22 protein-coding genes, 1 tRNA gene and 1 riboswitch are annotated in these 16,326 nt (G+C 68.0%); of the genes, 13 read left to right on the plus strand and 10 right to left on the minus strand.

All coding sequences use genetic code 11. From position 1 onward, the window contains the following. Positions 1-30: 30 nt before the first annotated feature. Positions 31-951 (minus strand): hypothetical protein, encoded by a 921-nt coding sequence (locus tag OIE67_RS47925; protein ID WP_326633153.1) that lies wholly within the window; start codon positions 949-951, stop codon positions 31-33. Positions 952-1,566: 615 nt separating this feature from the next. Between OIE67_RS47925 and OIE67_RS47930 the strand changes: the two genes are divergently transcribed. The 3 genes from OIE67_RS47930 to OIE67_RS47940 all read left to right on the plus strand — a co-directional run bounded on the left by OIE67_RS47930 (position 1,567) and on the right by OIE67_RS47940 (position 2,518). Further along, complete coding sequence (locus OIE67_RS47930) at positions 1,567-1,686, plus strand: DLW-39 family protein (RefSeq protein WP_020542320.1); 120 nt, start codon at positions 1,567-1,569, stop codon at positions 1,684-1,686. Positions 1,687-1,701: 15 nt separating this feature from the next. Beyond that, positions 1,702-2,430, plus strand: a complete 729-nt coding sequence (locus OIE67_RS47935) for an HAD-IA family hydrolase (RefSeq protein WP_106252653.1) — start codon at positions 1,702-1,704, stop codon at positions 2,428-2,430. 15 nt (positions 2,431-2,445) lie between these two features. After that, positions 2,446-2,518, plus strand: a tRNA-Ala gene (locus OIE67_RS47940). A 369-nt stretch (positions 2,519-2,887) separates the two neighbouring features. Here the strand turns inward: OIE67_RS47940 and OIE67_RS47945 are convergent. Next, a complete protein-coding gene (locus OIE67_RS47945; protein WP_326633158.1) occupies positions 2,888-3,511 on the minus strand; it encodes a GNAT family N-acetyltransferase in 624 nt (207 codons plus the stop codon). Positions 3,512-3,518: 7 nt separating this feature from the next. Further along, positions 3,519-3,612: riboswitch (SAM riboswitch) on the minus strand. A 198-nt stretch (positions 3,613-3,810) separates the two neighbouring features. Between OIE67_RS47945 and OIE67_RS55685 the strand changes: the two genes are divergently transcribed. After that, positions 3,811-4,053: a DUF4240 domain-containing protein gene (locus OIE67_RS55685; RefSeq protein ID WP_407674937.1), complete on the plus strand. Its 243-nt coding sequence runs from the start codon at positions 3,811-3,813 to the stop codon at positions 4,051-4,053. Here OIE67_RS55685 and OIE67_RS47950 read toward each other — a convergent pair. Further along, a complete protein-coding gene (locus OIE67_RS47950) occupies positions 4,043-4,678 on the minus strand; it encodes a hypothetical protein (RefSeq protein ID WP_326633160.1) in 636 nt (211 codons plus the stop codon). The genes OIE67_RS55685 and OIE67_RS47950 overlap by 11 nt on opposite strands. A 186-nt stretch (positions 4,679-4,864) precedes the next feature. Between OIE67_RS47950 and OIE67_RS47955 the strand changes: the two genes are divergently transcribed. Both OIE67_RS47955 and OIE67_RS47960 read left to right on the plus strand, forming a co-directional pair. Further along, positions 4,865-6,067: a sensor histidine kinase gene (locus OIE67_RS47955; protein ID WP_326633162.1), complete on the plus strand. Its 1,203-nt coding sequence runs from the start codon at positions 4,865-4,867 to the stop codon at positions 6,065-6,067. Continuing rightward, a complete protein-coding gene (locus OIE67_RS47960) occupies positions 6,064-6,669 on the plus strand; it encodes a response regulator transcription factor (protein WP_106247306.1) in 606 nt (201 codons plus the stop codon). The genes OIE67_RS47955 and OIE67_RS47960 overlap by 4 nt, the downstream gene beginning before the upstream one ends. Before the next feature lie 115 nt (positions 6,670-6,784). Here the strand turns inward: OIE67_RS47960 and OIE67_RS47965 are convergent, their stop codons facing one another. Continuing rightward, positions 6,785-7,615: an SDR family NAD(P)-dependent oxidoreductase gene (locus tag OIE67_RS47965; RefSeq protein ID WP_326633167.1), complete on the minus strand. Its 831-nt coding sequence runs from the start codon at positions 7,613-7,615 to the stop codon at positions 6,785-6,787. Positions 7,616-7,736: 121 nt separating this feature from the next. On the opposite strand from OIE67_RS47965, the gene OIE67_RS47970 reads away from it, so the two are divergent. From OIE67_RS47970 to OIE67_RS47980, 3 genes are all read left to right on the plus strand, one after another. Then, the gene (locus OIE67_RS47970) at positions 7,737-8,639 is read left to right on the plus strand and encodes a LysR family transcriptional regulator (protein ID WP_326633169.1); all 903 of its coding nucleotides are present in this window, start codon (positions 7,737-7,739) and stop codon (positions 8,637-8,639) included. Between the two features lie 135 nt (positions 8,640-8,774). After that, complete coding sequence (locus OIE67_RS47975) at positions 8,775-9,224, plus strand: hypothetical protein (RefSeq protein ID WP_326633172.1); 450 nt, start codon at positions 8,775-8,777, stop codon at positions 9,222-9,224. Positions 9,225-9,288: 64 nt separating this feature from the next. After that, the gene (locus OIE67_RS47980) at positions 9,289-10,119 is read left to right on the plus strand and encodes a GIY-YIG nuclease family protein (RefSeq protein WP_326633174.1); all 831 of its coding nucleotides are present in this window, start codon (positions 9,289-9,291) and stop codon (positions 10,117-10,119) included. Between the two features lie 74 nt (positions 10,120-10,193). Here OIE67_RS47980 and OIE67_RS47985 read toward each other — a convergent pair whose 3' ends face one another. Continuing rightward, a complete protein-coding gene (locus tag OIE67_RS47985) occupies positions 10,194-10,694 on the minus strand; it encodes an HIT family protein (RefSeq protein WP_326633176.1) in 501 nt (166 codons plus the stop codon). 117 nt (positions 10,695-10,811) lie between these two features. On the opposite strand from OIE67_RS47985, the gene OIE67_RS47990 reads away from it, so the two are divergent. Beyond that, entirely contained in the window at positions 10,812-12,242 is a 1,431-nt protein-coding gene (locus OIE67_RS47990) for a M20/M25/M40 family metallo-hydrolase (protein ID WP_326633178.1), read from the plus strand. Positions 12,243-12,331: 89 nt separating this feature from the next. Here OIE67_RS47990 and OIE67_RS47995 read toward each other — a convergent pair whose 3' ends face one another. The 4 genes from OIE67_RS47995 to OIE67_RS48010 all read right to left on the minus strand — a co-directional run bounded on the left by OIE67_RS47995 (position 12,332) and on the right by OIE67_RS48010 (position 14,576). Further along, on the minus strand, positions 12,332-12,763 hold the full coding sequence (locus OIE67_RS47995; RefSeq protein WP_326633180.1) for a hypothetical protein: 432 nt from the start codon (positions 12,761-12,763) through the stop codon (positions 12,332-12,334). Positions 12,764-13,109: 346 nt separating this feature from the next. Next, a complete protein-coding gene (locus OIE67_RS48000; protein ID WP_326633182.1) occupies positions 13,110-13,655 on the minus strand; it encodes a hypothetical protein in 546 nt (181 codons plus the stop codon). Between the two features lie 306 nt (positions 13,656-13,961). Then, a complete protein-coding gene (locus tag OIE67_RS48005) occupies positions 13,962-14,348 on the minus strand; it encodes a hypothetical protein (protein ID WP_326633184.1) in 387 nt (128 codons plus the stop codon). Positions 14,349-14,426: 78 nt separating this feature from the next. Further along, complete coding sequence (locus OIE67_RS48010) at positions 14,427-14,576, minus strand: hypothetical protein (protein ID WP_326633186.1); 150 nt, start codon at positions 14,574-14,576, stop codon at positions 14,427-14,429. A gap of 58 nt (positions 14,577-14,634) precedes the next feature. Here OIE67_RS48010 and OIE67_RS48015 point away from each other — a divergent pair, with 58 nt between their 5' ends. The 3 genes from OIE67_RS48015 to OIE67_RS48025 all read left to right on the plus strand — a co-directional run bounded on the left by OIE67_RS48015 (position 14,635) and on the right by OIE67_RS48025 (position 15,762). Then, entirely contained in the window at positions 14,635-14,811 is a 177-nt protein-coding gene (locus tag OIE67_RS48015; protein ID WP_326633188.1) for a hypothetical protein, read from the plus strand. Between the two features lie 317 nt (positions 14,812-15,128). Continuing rightward, positions 15,129-15,359: a hypothetical protein gene (locus OIE67_RS48020; protein WP_326633190.1), complete on the plus strand. Its 231-nt coding sequence runs from the start codon at positions 15,129-15,131 to the stop codon at positions 15,357-15,359. 61 nt (positions 15,360-15,420) lie between these two features. After that, a complete protein-coding gene (locus OIE67_RS48025) occupies positions 15,421-15,762 on the plus strand; it encodes a VOC family protein (RefSeq protein ID WP_326633192.1) in 342 nt (113 codons plus the stop codon). Positions 15,763-15,800: 38 nt separating this feature from the next. On the opposite strand, the gene OIE67_RS48030 is transcribed toward OIE67_RS48025, so the two are convergent. Continuing rightward, complete coding sequence (locus OIE67_RS48030) at positions 15,801-16,271, minus strand: MarR family winged helix-turn-helix transcriptional regulator (RefSeq protein WP_326633194.1); 471 nt, start codon at positions 16,269-16,271, stop codon at positions 15,801-15,803. Between the last annotated feature and the right edge of the window lie 55 nt (positions 16,272-16,326).

A 16,326-nucleotide genomic window follows, 5' to 3' on the forward strand; every position in this document is an offset into this window, starting at 1 on the left:
CACCGCGCCCCGCGAACCCGCACCGGACGCTCAATGGGTGTGGTCATGGGTCGCGGACGGGGCGTGTCCATCGGACAGCACCGCCGGCACCGTGAAACTCGCCGTCCGCACCTTCCCCTCATGCTTGAAGTCGAGGAACAGCCGATAGTCGCCCCGACTAGGGGCTTCGGCGACGAACGTGACCTCGGGCCCCGCCTCGTCGCTCTCCTCCGGATGCACGTGCAGGTAGGCGAGATCGCCGGCGCGCAGGGCGACCAGGTGACCGTACGCGCCCAGGTAGGGCTCCAGATCGTCGACCGGCTCGCCGTCCTTGCTGACGGTCATGATCAGTTTGCTCGCCTGGCCGGGAACGATGTTCCCCGCGAGGTTCACGGTGTAGTCGTCGATCGCCGCCGTACGACTGACGTGCGGCAGCGGCTCAGGCCGATAGTCGCCCGCAACCTGCAGATCCACCCCCAGAGTGAGCTTCTCCCCTTCGGCGGGGACGAAGTCGGCGAACGCCCGGTACGAGCCCGCCTTCGGCACCGCCAGGCCGACCGACCAGGTGCCGTCGGGGGCCATGCTCGGGTGCACGTGCTGGAAGCTCGTGAGATCGCGGGAGGCGACGACGAGGTGCATCTTCTTGTCGTGCTCGACCTGGTAGGCGGTGACCGGGGTGCCGTCGGGGCCGATCACGGTGAACCTGAACTCCGCCGGGGCGCCGGTCGCGATCGTGCTGATGGGGTTGAGCGTGTAACCATCCTGGGACACCTGCAGCCCACCGGGCACCGCACCGGACTGGCCACCGACCCCATGCCCGGAATGATCGGAATGGCCATCTCCCTCCCCCGCCGCCACACTTGCTCCCTCTCGGGGAGTCACCGGGCCGACCATCGTGCCCACCCCCAGAGCACCCCCGAACACCACGACCAGCACCAGACCGTACGAACCGAGCTTGCCCGCCGCCTTCATGCCAGCCCCACCCCGTAGCAGCCGGCGGCCTGCCCACAGCTCCACCTGAAACCTGGCACCGTACCCCCTGAGCCTGAACAGCGAGCCGCCGCCGTCCGCGGTCGGTTGAGGACCCGCAACACCTTCTCGACTTCAGATACGGCTGAAGCGCGCCCACGGGCGGGCAGAGTAGCGACCAACTTCCCGAGCCGCCCTCACCTTCCGCGCTCTCTCAAACCCCAACCCCACCGGAGCAGCAGCACAGGAGAGCCCGCGTCTCCAGGTTGCGTCCACGCCCGCGTGCACGAGGAGACCACGGACTGGGAACAGGCGACAGATCCCCGTCCCCTATCCCCCTGTGCGCATCAAGCGGGGAATTTTGGCATGATCGAGCTGTTGTCCAATCAAGAACCACGAACCATGAAGCATCCACGCTCGAACCTTTGTCACATGGGATGTTGTCCAAGATGGGACGGGTAAAGCGGCCCCACCAGGGGTTGAACGCCCGTCCTTCGCACATTCCGCACATCTGGTCCGTGCGCAACACAGGGAGCCCAGCCATCCCTTGCTAGGCTGCTTGTCAACCGTTGGGTCTCACCCCGGCAGGTGAGACCGTCGAAGAAGTGGGGTCACACCGTGAAGAAGCTGCTCGTTCTGGCGCTGATCGCCCTTGGGGGGTTGCTGATCTGGCGTAAGGTGCAGGCCGACCGCGCAGAGCTCGATCTCTGGACCGAGGCGACCGGCAGCGAGAACTAACCGACCGGCGAGGCGATGAGTGACGTCGTCCCCATCAAGCTGGTGTGCCTGGACCTGGCAGGCACCACAGTCGGTGACATCGCCATGGTCGAGCGCGCCTTTGCCGAGGCGATCGCGACCCAGGGCATAGTGCCCGGGACCGGAGCGTACGCGCGAGCCATGGTTCACGTGCACCGGTCCCGGGGCTGCCCCAAGATCGATGTCTTCCGTGGGATCTTCCCCGGCAACGAGGCCCAGGCACAGGCCGCGAACCTGACGTTCGAACGCTCCTACGAGGGAGCGCTGGAGCGGGCGGGTCTCGTACCCATGCCCGGAGTCATGGAGGTCCTCGACAAACTCCGTGGCAACGGCATCAAACTAGCCCTCATCACCGGCTTCAGCCGCACCACCCTGAGCCGCATCCTGAGCGTCCTCGGCTGGCACGACAAGATCGACCTGGCCATCTCCCCCGAAGACGCCGGCGGCCGCGGCCGCCCCTGGCCCGACATGGTCCTCCACGCGGTCCTCCGCTCAGGAGTCCCCGACGTCCGCCAGGTGGCCGTGATCGGCGACTCGGAAAGCGACATGCTCTGCGGCAAACGCGCCGGCGCCTCCATCGTGGCCGGGGTGATGACCGGCGTCCACAGCAAGGAACGCCTGCTCAAGGGCGGCGCAACCCACATCCTCGACTCGATCGCCGACTTCCCGAATCTGGTCCTGAGCGATGACCTTGGTACGACGCAGGTAGCTTCCACCGCCCGGTAAGCTATCTTCGTCGAAGGGGCCTTAGCTCAGTTGGCAGAGCGCCTGCTTTGCAAGCAGGAAGTCAGGAGTTCGAATCTCCTAGGCTCCACTATCGAAGCGGCTCGGGTAGGTGGCCCTCAGCCACCCACCCGTTGCCCGATGTCGTGGTTGCCTCCCGGGACCCCGCCCCGAGCGGTCCTCGCTCCGCTCGGGCTGCCTTCTTTGCAGCGCGCCTCCGGCACGCAAGGTCATCACGATGGGGCGCTTCGCGCACGGAGCTCAGCCGCTACTCCCAGTCGAGCCAAGCCTCGACCCCGTGCAGGCCTTCGCTCCGCTCAGACGCTACTCCTGGAAGGCGCAGGCTACGCCTGCGCTGCCCGCCGCTTCCGGTGCTGAGGACGGTGGGGCAGCCCGTCCGCCTTATTCGTCGCCGACCCAGGCAACTCGCGCTGTCCGGTCACTGGGAAAGACGCCCGAACTACCCGGTGCTCGCATTGGCGAGGCGAGCACGCAGCGCCTGCTTGACGGTCGGCCACTCAGCAGCGACCACAGAGAACATGGCCGAGTCTCGCAGCAACCCCGCTTCGCCAGGCGCCCAGGAGGGTGACCAACTGCGCAGCACGCCCTCGAAGCATGCGCCGAGGTTCTCAATCGCCTGGCGCGACCGCTGGTTGCGGGCGTCCGTCTTCAGGTCGACGCGGGCCACGCCCAACGTCTCGAACGCATACGTGAAAAGGAGGAGCTTCGCCTCGGCATTGATTCCGGTGCCCTGTGCGGATGCCGCGAGCCATGTCCAGCCGACCTCGATGGCGCGCAGATCCTGCCGATCCGGCCATGTTCGGGGATCCCAGAACGCCGTGCATCCCACCGCCATCTCGTCGCGCACCCGAACCTGTGCGAAGGGAGTCAGCCCGTCGCTCTCACGAGCGAACTGGGCCGCCAGGTACGCCTCCACCTCAGCGGCATGGGGAACCAAGGTGAAACCGTAAGAGGAACGGTCCTCTTCCGCGGCCCGCCTCAGATCCGACGCGTGGCTCATCGCGAGTGGCTCCAGCCGAACGAGCGATCCATGCAGCAAAGGAACATCAAGCCCCAGGCTCATCGAGCCCTCCTCATCGTTCCTGGCGTTGGCACCTTTCCCTTTCTTCGGGCAGGTTGCCGGACCGTCGCTGGGCCAGGTCCCTCGGATCCTCTGGATGAATCTCGAAGTAGAGATCATGCCCCGGTGGGAGGGCGGCGTCAAACGTCATTCGGCGGGCGCAAGAAGCCCTCCGGTGCTCCGCATGTGCGGCCTGAGGGCCGGTCCCGGACGGTGACGCGACACCGGGCCGGCCACCGCACGCCGACCCTGCCGTACCAACCGAACGCACCGACCAGGGTTGCCACGCCGCCGCACCGGCTCTGGGCAGAACTGACCGCTCATACGATCATCCGCCCAGGTACGAGGATGCGTTCTGGGCACTCATCGAACAGTCGGCCCAGGAGACCGGCACCAGGAAGGCGCGCCTGATCCGGCTGGAGGAGCAACTCACCGAACTCCCGCTCGACGACATCATCGACTTCCAGAAGTGGTTCTCCATATGCGAGTGCGGATCCAACCAAAGCGGCCGCCCCGTTCTTCCCCGGCCCTGGCCTACCACCTGAAGATCAACTCTGCGGCGATCACGACGTCGATGACGCCGCACCATTCGGCGAAGGACCGGGCCACCACCTTGTCCCGCCGCAGGTGGACGAAGTCCCAGACGCCGTGGCAGAACCATCCGGCCGCCACCAGGTAACGGCCCAGATCCGGATCCACGGCCAGCCCGATCAGCCCGAGCGCACCGAAGGCGAGCATCCCCAGCGCCTGCACCCGGAACGTCCCGGACCGGAAAACGTGCCCGTCCACGACGCTCCAGAGCAGGACGATCAGCGCGAGGGCGGAAAACACGACGGCCGGTTCGATCACCTCCAGCGCGCGCAGCGCGACGACGCCGGCCAGCCCGCCCACGAGCAGCGGCCACGTCGCGCGGCGCGCCTCCAGCTTGGCGACCACCAGGTACAGCAACGGCAGGAGCACGAGGATCGACGCGAACGACGCCACCGCCGCGTCCGACTCGGTGCCGCCGAAGGTCGCCGCGGACAGCGCCAGAGCCAGCGCCGTGGGCCAGCGGTCGAGCAACCGGCGGACCCGATGCCCGCGTCCATGGGACACGCTCGCCATGGAGACCTCCTGGTGGGGTGATGGGGTGACAGGTGACGGATCGGGGTGCGCGGGCGGGCCGTCCATGCGGTTCCTCCCTACGGGGCCGGGCATCTACCGCGCTCAGCCTGGCCGCTGGAGGCGGCCGCCAGTAGTGCCGAAACCACAGGCGTGCGCGTGGCTTTGTCACTAAATCTCGTGACAACTGTCATGAAACGACCGCGGCGGAAATCGCGACCGGCCCGCGACGCGGCGTGCTGTCACAATGACTGCGTGCGCGACCACGGGACCGACGGCGGGACGGCGGCACTTCGGAGTTTCCGCCGCTACACCTGGTGGAGCCTCACCGGCAGCACCGCGTTCTTCTTGGTCGCCGTGGCCGGCGCGGGGCTCCTGGCCTCCGGCGTACCGGTCTGGGCCAGGGGTGCGGGCGCCGCCGCGCTGGCCGTGACAGCCGTGTGCTGCGCGGTGCTGCTGCACCGCCGGCTGGCGTTCGACCCCGCCACCGCACCCGGCGAGCGCCCCGGCCGCCCGCTCCTGGCGTGGATGGCCGCGAGCGCAGCCGGTACGGCCACGCTCGGGGGCGTTCTGCTGGCCGTACGGGACGACGCGCTGTGGGCGTTGGCCCCGGCGATGACGGTGTCGGTCGTCGCGACGTTCCTGCCGCCGCCGCGCCGGTGGGCGCTGATCGCCGTGGCGATGGCCGCCGCGGCCGTGCCGGGCGCGGTCGCGGGAGGCGACGACCCGGTACGCGCGGTGCTGTTCCCGCCGGGACTGGTCGCGTTCAGCGCCTGGGTCACGCTCGGGTCGCTGTGGGCGTGGGACATCGCGGAACGGCTGAACGCGGCGCGGCGCCTCGACGGGGAGCTGGCCGTCACCCGGGAACGGCTGCGGTTCGCCGCCGACCTGCACGACATCCAGGGTCACCACCTACAGGTGATCGCGCGCAAGAGCGAACTGGCCGCCCGGCTGGCGGCGGCCGACCCGGCCCGCGCGACCGCGGAGATGCTGGAGGTGCAGCGGCTCGCCACCGACGCGCTCTCGGACACGCGGGCCGTCGTGCAGGGCTACCGCCGTACGACGCTGGAGGCGGAGCTGGCCAACGCGGGCCGGGTGCTCGCCGCGGCCGACATCCGGGTCCAGATGAACGTCGAGCCCGCCGCGGGCACCGGGCCGCTCCCCGACGCGTGCCGGCACCTGCTCGGGCTGGTCGTGCGAGAGGCCACCACCAACGTGCTGCGCCACAGCCGGGCTCGCGCCGCCGAGGTCGACTACCGCCTCACGGACGGCCTGGCCCGGTTGCGGGTACGCAACGACGGCGCGACCGGCCCGCCCGGCTCGGGGGCGGGCACCGGGCTGCGCACCCTGGCCGACCGCCTGCGGGCCGCCGGAGGCGAGCTGACCTGGGAGCACGAACACGGAAGCTTCGTCGTGGCCGCCTGCCTGCCGGTCGGCGCGAGCGCGGAGGCGCGATGATCCGGTTGCTGATCGCCGACGACGAGGACCTGCTGCGCAGCGCCCTGGCCGCGCTGCTGGCGCTGGAACCCGACCTCACCGTGGTGGCCGAGGCCGCCACGTCCACCGACGCGGTACGGCTGGCCCGCGAGCACCGCCCCGACATCGCCGTGCTCGACCTGGAGATGCCGCCGGCCGACGGGTTGGATGCCGCCGCACGGATCATGGCCGCGCTGCCCGGCGCCCGGGTCGTGCTGGTCACCCGGCACGCGCGGCCGGGGGTGCTGCGCCGCGCCCTGGCGGCCGGCGTCAGCGGGTTCGTGCCCAAGACCACGCCGGCGTCCCGGCTCGCCGAGATCATCCGCGACGTCGCCGCGGGCCGGCGGTACATCGACACCGACATCGCCGCGTCCGCCCTGACCGAAGGCCCCTGCCCGCTCACCGACCGGGAACTCGACGTGCTGCGTGCCTGCCGTACCGGGGCATCGGTCAGCGAGATCGCCGCCCAGGTGCACCTCGCGCCCGGCACGGTGCGCAACTACCTGTCGGCGGCCATGGCCAAACTGGGCGTCGGCTCCCGCCACGCCGCCGCCCGCCGCGCCTGGGAGGAAGGCTGGATCTGATCCGCGAAACGAGCCGCCACACCGTTTCACCGTAGAGCCGCGCCAGCACTCAAGGGAGTTTGAAGCCCAGAATGCGCTCCGCAGCTGCTGCTTCCAGTCGAGCCATGCCTTTGCGTCAGGCGGGCTCGGGAATGATCCGCTCGCCGAACGCCGCCTCCGTGACCGATGCCCACTCCCGCCACACGCGAAGCCGTTCGGCGTAGATGTCCTCGACTTCGGGGAGTGTGTGCCCGAGGAGAATCCGCCGGGGAGGATTCTCGGCGTCGGCGATCGCGAGAATCGCGTCCGCGGTCGCTTCAGGGTCGCCCAGGATCCATTCCTTGGCGGTCGCCTCGTGGACGGCGGCGTAATCGGGGTGACGGTCGGTGGCTCGCATGCTCGTACCGGCGCCGAAATCCGTGGCATAAGGGCCAGGCTCGACCGCGGTCACATGGACGCCGAACGAGGCGACCTCCTGGGCGAGCGATTCGGACAGGCCCTCCACCGCCCACTTGGAGGCGTGGTATCCGCCGATCCCGGGGTAGGCGCGTACGCCGCCCTCGCTCGTGACCTGCATGATCCGGCCGGAACGCTGGGCCCGGAGCACGGGCAGGACCGCCTGAGTGACCCAGACGGTGCCGAAGAAGTTCGTCTCCATCTGGGCGCGCAGCTCGGCCTCGGTGAGTTCTTCGACCATGCCGAAAAGTCCGTAGCCGGCGTTGTTGACGACCACGTCGAGACGTCCGAACCGTTCGACGGCTCGCTCCACGGAGTCGAACACCGCCTTCCGGTCGGTGATGTCGAGCGGCAGCGGCAGGACGGCGTCCCCGAACCGCCGCGCGAGCGGCTCCAGCGCGGTGACGTCGCGGGCGGTGGCCGCGACCCGGTCACCTCTATTCAGTGCGGCTTCCGTCCACAGGCGGCCGAAGCCCCGCGATGCGCCGGTGATGAACCAGATCTTGGACATCAGGGTCGTTCCCTTCCAAAGGTGTTTCCTCTTGGTTCCAGCATCCCGGCGCACAAGCCATTCCACAAACGAGTCTTTCGCATATTAGACATGCGGAGTACGCATGGATTAGGTTGCTCGCATGGCGGAGTTCACCGTTCCCGCACTACGCGTCATGCACGCCGTCGTCGGAACCGGATCCTTCACCGCGGCGGCCGACCTCCTCGGCTACACCCAGTCGGCGATCTCCCGGCAAGTGGCGGCCGCGGAGTCGGCTGCCGGAATGCCCTTGTTCGTACGCAAGGCCCGTGGGGTGGAGGCCACCCGGGCCGGCGAGGCGGTCGCGCGCCGGGCGGTCATCGTGCTGGCTGAGCTCGACGCGATGAACCGCGATCTGGCCCTGCTCTCCGACACGCTCGCCGAGCAGGTAAGGCTCGGGGCCTTTCCGACCGCGACCTGGTCGCTCATTCCCCGTACGGTGGCCGCGCTCGCCGGCGAGCACCCCGCGCTGGCCGTGGAGCTGCACGAGGCCTCCAGCCCGGCGCTCCTGCGCCAGGTGCGGGCCGGCGGGGTCGACGTCGCCGTGATCGCCGTCGGTCAGGGACTGCCCGAGTACGACCTGCACGATCTGAGAACCGAGCGACTGACGGACAGCGGCATGGGCGTCGTCGCCGTACCACTGGGGCACCGCCTGGCTGGACGGTCGCGCGTCACTGTCGACGACGTGGCCGGCGAGCCCTGGATCGTCGGCGCGGGTTTGCGGGGCGACCCGCAGTTCGGCGCGTGGCCGACGTTGCCGGAGCCCCGGATCGCCCACCGGATCCGCGACTGGAACGCCAGGCTCGGCTTCGTCGCCGCCGGACTCGGCATCACCACCGTCGCCCGCATCGCCGTTCCCGGTCTGCCTGCCGGGATCGCCATCGTCGAGGTCGACGACCCCGCGTGGTCCGGGCGTACCACTCTGACCGTGACCAGGCCTGAGCCGTCGCAAGGACAACGCGTCGTCGCCGCGGCCCTGCGCGCCGCGGCCACCGGCGAGGGGTGAGGACGAGCCGGTTGGGTATTGCAGCGGTACGGCGGCCGCGGTCCATTACGGCGTGAGGTCCCGACGCGATAATCGGGTGAGTCCGGCTTGGGACGGCGAGGTGATCGACGAGCCAACAGGCACCTGTGGCGGGTGGTGGACGCCGCCTACGACCGGCTCGCCTGCACCGAGTGCGGCAGCAGGCTGAGCCGAGGGCCGTCCGGCTGCGCCGCCTGCGACCTGGCGAACGGGTTCCGGTACGTCGCCATCGAGGTCGATCGGCCCGGCGTTCCACCAGGCAATGAGCACGCGTTACGGGTCAACGTGTCGGTGGTGCGCAGGCCCTCCGGAATCTCGTGGCGTGAGGTAGCGGCACGGCGACTCTCGCTCCCCTTCCTCCTCGACGGGCACCTGCCCACGATCAAGCAGGCCCAGGCAGCACGGGCTCTCCTCAACCAAGGAGGCACGGCTGAGGATCTGGCGGAGCATCTCAACCTTGCCTGGGGCAACGCCCACAACCAGCTACGGCCAGCCGCGCGGAAGAACCCGAGGCGCATGGAGGCGACCAGTGCGCCAATCGCGGAGCTGTGCACTCGCTTCGTGTAACCCCCGTGGTGCTCACAGCTATTTCACCTGTGTACGGCTCTTTGTGTGCAGGTGAGGAGCGCTCATGCCCGAGTACCGATTCAACTGTCCCCCTGGCTGGCCCGTCCCGCCTCCCGGGTGGAAGCCGTCGCGGGAATGGAAGCCGGATCCGTCGTGGCCTCCTGCTCCGGCCGGGTGGGAGTTCTGGGTTCTGGAGGAGACGCCGGCACCGGCCGCGAGCGTACGGCAGCCACCGGAACGCAAGGGCGGCGGCCTGTTCGGAGGCAAGAAGCGGCTCGAAGAGGAGAACAGTGAGCTACACCTATGGGTGGAGCGTCTGGGCGGAATGGACGCCATGCGTATCGCCGCCATGACCGAGGCCCTGCATGTTGAGCACGCGGGATTGCAGGTCGCCATCAGCGACGCCACTCGGCGCCTGCGGGAAATGGAGGCGCGGGTCGTTCAGACCGAGGAGACGGTCCTGCTCCAGGAGATGGGGGTCTATGAGTACCGGCATCCGCTGAGTGACGCCGTGGCCTACAAAGATCGGCTCTCCGAGGTCAAGGCGAGTATCAAGCAAATGGCCAGAGAGGGGCGAGCAGTCGTCCGGCGGCTGGAGCCAGAGGACCGTGTTCGCGAGCTGGGCGACGCTTCGGTGCCGTTCAGGTTCGACACACACGCACTGATCTTCAGCGAGGACGCGGTGGAGCTGGAAGCACGGCTGCACGCGGAACTGAGCGATCGGCGGCTCAACAAGGTGAACCTTCGCCGTGAGTTCTTCCACGCCACGCCGGCCGAGGTACGAGACCTGCTGCAGAAGATCGCCGGACAACATCTCCTGGAGTACCGCGACACGGCCGAAGCTCTCGAATGGCGGCAGTCGGTTGGAGCGTTGCAAAACTCCTCGCCGACATAGCTCTATCAGCAGTCAGCGGATGGGGAGCCGGCGAACTTATGATCGCGTGCCATCAAGGGCGCTCAAGCTGACAGCTACGCGTCCAAGGCCTTCCGTATTCTGGCGGCCAAGGCGGTGGTCTCCTCAGGAGTGCGCTCGATGACCCCGTTCTCTGCCATAAGAGCGTGATATTGCTGCTGCTCATACGGCACCCCAGGCGGCAGGCCCGCGATATGCCAGTGCAGGTGGGCGTTTCCCTGCTGACTGCCCAAGGACAGCAGATACGTCCGCTCGCACGGCACGCATGCCTCCACGGCCAGCGCGATTCGACGCACAACCCTCATCACTGCGACGAACTGATCCTCGGTGAGATCTCGGACGACGTGCTCGATGTGGGTCTTGGGCGCCACGAGGACGTACCCCGGCAGTACGAAGAAGTTCGGAAGAAACGCGATGTGCTCGCCGTCGTCGTAGATGATCTCCTCCGGCTGGTCAGTATCCCCGTTGACCATCGTGCAGATGAAGCACGGTCTCGTCCGCGAACGACGGCTGTAGCTTTCCACATCGAACGGCACCCGCTTGATCGCATTCGTCATCAATGCCCTCCTGTGGGAGCTCCCGTCCTGACGACGACATGATCGCCGTGCCACAAGCGTGCCATTGAGCGCGCTCGCCGTGCGTGAGCGGTGCGGTGGTTGGGCCAGTATTACCGCATGGACCTTCAGAAACTTCGCGAATCGATCAGCCAATCCTGGAAGACGGAGGTGCTGCCCAGCCTCTCCGGTCTGGTGGAGATTCCCGCCGTGTCCGCCGGCTACGACGCCGCCTGGGAGGAGAACGGTCACCTGCGGGCCGCCGTCGAGCACGTGCGGGCCTGGGTGGCGGCGCGGGGTCTGCCCGGCGCGCGGTGCGACGTCGTGCAGCTCGACGGCCGTGCCCCGCTCCTGCTGGTGGACGTGCCCGCGACGCCGGGCGCGACGGCGACCGGGACCGTGCTGTTGTACGGGCACCTCGACAAGCAGCCGCCGCTCGGCGACTGGTCGGAGGGCCTTGGCCCGTGGCAGGCGGTGATCCGCGACGGCAGGCTCTACGGCCGCGGCGCCGCCGACGACGGGTACTCGGGCTACGCCGCCACGACCGCGCTGGAGGCCGTACGCGGGGCAGGCGGCGAACACTCCCGCGCGGTCCTGCTGCTGGAGACCGGCGAGGAGTCCGGCAGCCCGGACCTGCCCGCGTACCTGGAGCATCTCGGCGACCGGCTCGGCGAGGTGTCGCTGGTGGTCTGCCTGGACGGGGGCGGCGGCGACTACGAGCGGCTGTGGCTGACCTCCAGCCTGCGTGGCGCGGTGCAGGCGACCGTCACGGTGCGCATCCTCGAGTCGGGCATCCACTCGGGGCTCGGCAGCGGCATCGCGCCGAGCTCGTTCCGCGTCATGCGCCAGTTGCTCGATCGGGTGGAGGACCCGGAGACAGGCGAGGTCAAGGTGGCCGAGATGGTGGTGCCCATTCCGGACGAACGGCGCGCGGAGGCGGCGGAGCTCGTCGCGCTCCATCCGGAGGTCGCCGTGCCCCAGCTCCCGCTGCTCCCGGGGATGACGCGGGTCTCCGACGACGATGTCGAGCTGGTCCTCAACAACACCTGGCGGCCGACCCTGTCCGTGACCGGCGCCGCCGGGCTCCCGGACCCCGCGGTGGCGGGAGCCGTGCTGCGCCCCTGGACATCCCTGCGGCTGAGCTTCCGCCTGCCCCCCACGGCCGACGCCGAGGCGGCGCGGGCCGCGCTGGAGAAGACCCTCACGACCGACGTACCGTACGGGGCGCAGGTCGAGGTCGGCGACTACATGGTCATGAACGGCTGGCACGTGCCGGCCACGGCCCCCTGGCTGGCCTCGGCGCTGCGGGAGGTCGGTGACCGCGTCTTCGGCAAGCCGTGCCAGAACCTGGGCATCGGCGGGGGGATCCCGTTCATGGAGCTGCTCGGCCGCCGGTACCCGCAGGCGCAGTTCGTGGTCACGGGCGCGCTCGGCGCGGACTCGAACGCGCACGTACCGGACGAATGGCTGAACATCCCGTTCGCCGTCCAGGTGACCGAAGCGGTCGCCCACCTCCTCGACGCCCACGCCCGCGCCGAGGGTCCTGCCTGACCCGATCCGTCATGTCGTCCGAAACGGCCGCATCCGTGCTCATGGCGGGCCGGCCACGTCGCTGAGTGAGGTGGCCGGCCCGGTTCGCGTCAGGCCTGGGTCTGCTTCTCGTGCCAGGTGTAGTAGATGTAGGTGCTGCCCGGCCCGGTCAACGTGCCGTAGATCTGCCAGAAGCTGTTGGGAGGGATCGAGTAGCGGAAGACCTTGTCTCCGGGCCGGTCGTCCACGAACGAACTCTGTTGCTGGTTGGTCCAGCTCCGTACTTCGATCGTGAATCTCTCGTTGTCCGGGATGTCGAGGCAGATCTCGTACGTGTACGCCAGCGGGCCGCCGATGTTGTAGCTGCGGCCGTCGATCGCGGGCCTTTCGATGTTGGTCGGGACGTAGCTGTTCACGACCCTGGTGTAGCCGCCTTTGGTGCAGTCGACTGCAGAAGAGGTGGCTGCGGACGCGGGACTGACGGCGGTGAGCGTGGCGCCGAGTAAGCCGGTGGTGACGAGCATGGGGATGGTGCGCTTCATGCCTCTCCTCATCCGTGCGGTGGCGCTCCAACCAAGTAGTTGAACGCGAAACTGATTCTTACGTGGTCCGCCGCTTCTCGACAAGTCCGAGCAAGATTGTGTGCAGTGGTGAGTAAAGTCGGTGTCTTCTGAGCTTCACCAGCCAGAAACGCTCTGCGATTGAGCAGCTGACGGGACGGTCGTGCCGTTAGCCTGCGAGGGCAAGTGCCCTGATCGCCAGTGTGGCTCGTACGGCGCACACCGTCCCGCTGCCGAGCAGGGCGGCGGCCGTGGTCGGGGCCGAAGATGAGCGGCACGGTGACGGCCCACCGCCTGCTCCTCCGCGCCGGGCCGCGGCCCCGGAGGGTCACCCGTTCTCCGGAAAAACCGTCGTGGGAGTGTCGGTCGGCTGCTGAGCCGCCCCCTCGCCGTGAAGGGTGACGAGAGAGGGATGAGGGCCGACGTTGTGGTGGATGACCAGTGTGGCCTGCGTCGTGCCACCCTCGGCCGGCGCACTGAAGCTCACCCCGAACGAGCAGGACACACCGGCAGCCAGATTCTTGCGCTCGCAGGTGGCGTCGTGGCTGAAGTACGCCTTGCCGTCGCCTCTGATCTCCATGTAGGTGACCTTCAGCGTGGCGTCGCCCACGCTTTCGATGTGCACCTCGCTGTCACAGCCGCCCTCGGCGGTGCAGGTGATCTCACCCGGGGTGACCTCCACGTCCGCCTTGCCCCCGGGCACCTTGATGATCTGCTTGTCGCCCCCGCCACGGGGCCGCTCATCAACGGTCGCCTTGTCGTCGCCGCAGATGAAATCAGGACAGATCGGCGCGCGCGACGTGATGAGCGCCGCGGTGATGGCCGCCCCCGCGCCGATGAGAGCGACCGCGATACCCGCTCCCTTACCAGACACGAACTCCTCCGATGTCCCTAATGAGGGCCGAAAAGCCTAAATGATCGGCGGAAGAGCCGAGCCGCCGTCAGTACCGGATTCCTTCACAAAAGAGGAGAAACCGGTGTATCAGCGCGCGGCCGTTCCCGGGACGGCCGTCCTGCTATGCGAAATCAGGCCCCGGCGCCCCGTCGTCGAGAATCCTGGCCCGAAACCGCACAGGTCAACAATAAACACGTCACGGTTGCAATTCACATGAATAATTCTTGGCGCTGTTCCGGCTGGCATCGGGCCGGGTCTCGGGTCCTCTCGACGCCCGCGAACCCGTCAGACGGCGGCAGGTGGCGCCGGCTGCGATTCCTGGACCGCGGGGGTGAACCAGGTTCTCGCCGGAGGAAGCAGGAGCAGAGTCACGATGAGCGCGGACCAGGGTGCGGTGATGATCCAATCAAGGGTGCCCTCGATCAGGAAGTAGACGAGATCGAACAAGGGGATCGCGAGCTGGACGGCGATGGTGATGAGCCGGACCCGCGGGCGCTGGGTGCGCCACCGGTTCGCCAGCCAACCGGTCGCGAGCGACAGGGCGTAGGAGGGGGCGTAGAGCAGGCGCTCAAGGTTCTCGTCGAAGCCGGCGGTCAGCGCCAGGGTGACCAGAACGACGCTGATCAGGGCGATCGTCGCCTGGAACCAGATCAGGTTCCGAGCGAACTTCAAGGACAGGGGCATGTCAGGGGGGTCGCCTTCGGTTCTCGGGGGGTACGACGGAGCCCTCCGTGAACGGCGCCGCCGTACCTATGGTTTCAGCTCCACCACCTGTCCCTGCAATAGCCACTGGGGGAACTGTGTGTCGATCAGCTTTCTGGCCAGTGCGGCAGTGATCGTGGCGGTCCTTCGTCGAGCCTGGGGCGGGCTGTCGTTGCCGTCGCGGATGACAACTGTCATGTCGTACTTGTGACTGTGACGTCTATGCTGCTACGCGCTTCTGTACGAGGATCGGACCATGACGAACCGTAAGGACTCCTTCAATTGGAAGGTCGGCGTGTGGCCGGGCATCGCGATGGGCGTGGCCCTGGGTGTCGCGCTGGACAGCTTCATCCTCGGTATGTCGATGGCCGTGAGTCTCGGAATCGCCTTCTCGTACGCGTTCGCGCCGAAGCAGGAGACCGGAGAAGAGTAGAAGCGGACAGTGGTATTCGCCGCCTGAATCGTGAGGGGCCACTCCGTGAGCTCCGACATCATCTCTCTGGCTGTACGTAGGTTCGGGATCACCATCGATCGCGATGACGCTGAGCCGGCGGATGCACGTTCCGGTGCGGGTCTGCATTCGGCGCGGACGTTCGAGGGCCGGACGGCCTTTCTCAAGGTCACGCCCGCGAGCCTTGGCGTCGAGGCGTTGCACGGCGCCCGCCGCGAATTGCGCTTCTACACGGAACTGGCGGCCAAGGTGCCACTCCGCACACCGCCGTTGTTCGATTCACTGGAAACCGAGGCGCAGTGCCGGACGGCGCCCTCGTTTCCCCCGCCGCGACAACCGCTTACCTGGATCGTTGCGGCGGAAGCCGCGCCGCGTTCGAGCGGGCCCTGTTGCTGGAAGAACTGGCGATATTCGTGTTCCAATGGCCGCCGTTCGCCGCCTACAACAGCGCGCTCGGCATCTCTCGTGTGCACGATCGTGTGCGCTACCTGTCCGAAAGGTGGTTCACGATCACTCCCGGTCGGCGATGAGTTTCGGTCGCGGGAGACGTCTCCTTGATGAGTGCCAAATGAAAGGAGCGGATGCGTGGACATGCACAGCGTGGTGTGCGTACGGGATCGGGCGGTGTCGCTGAAGTGGTACGAGGTGTTCTTCGGGCGGCCGGCGGACGAGGTGATCGGCGAGGAGTACCTGTGGCGGGTGGGTGAGAACGCTTATCTGGTCATCGACGATCGGGATGTGCGGACCGCACGCGTCGGTGGCACCATGATCACGTTCGGTGTCACCGACCTTGATGAGATTCTGGCCCGGCTGGCCGCACACGGCATCGAGCACGAGCCCGTGGAGACCTACTCCAATGGCGTGCGTCATGTGGAGGTTCTCGATCCGGACGGCAACAGCATGTCGCTCGCGGGCATCCCTCAGGTCGCGTAATGAATTGCCCACTAAGTCCGTAAAACGTGGTGAAGTCCTCAGGGCGTCGGGTTATCGCTGGGTGGTTCGATGCGGCTGATGAACTGCTCGCTCCACTCGCGAATGGTCACCGCCTGCTCGGGGGTGAGTGAGTCGAAAAAGTAGCGGCGGATGTTGCCGGCGTGGCCGCGTACGGCGTCCTGGACGACGCGGCGTCCCTGGGCGGTCAGGCCGATGCGGGTGCGGCGGCCGCTGGGGCCGCCCTCGGTTCGTGCCACGAGGGCGCGGTTCTCCATGCGGGTGAGCTGGTGTGAGACGCGGCTTTTCTCCCATTCGAGGGAATCGACGAGTTCCCCGACGCGCATCTCCCCGCCTGACGCTCGCGACAGCGTCACCAGCACGCTGAACTCCGCCTTCGAGATGCCGTGGTCGCGCTGCAGGGCGCGGTCGAGTTCGCGGACGAGCAGGCGTTGCGCGCGCATCCAGGTATCCCAGAAGTTCCACTCGTCGGGTTCCAGCGTCTCCGGCATGGCGGAATCGTACCTGGTGAAGGGCAGTTGACGCGACAACTTCACCGATCTAGAG

The organism is Nonomuraea fuscirosea (assembly GCF_035917475.1).
In the GTDB taxonomy this organism is placed as follows: domain Bacteria; phylum Actinomycetota; class Actinomycetes; order Streptosporangiales; family Streptosporangiaceae; genus Nonomuraea; species Nonomuraea fuscirosea.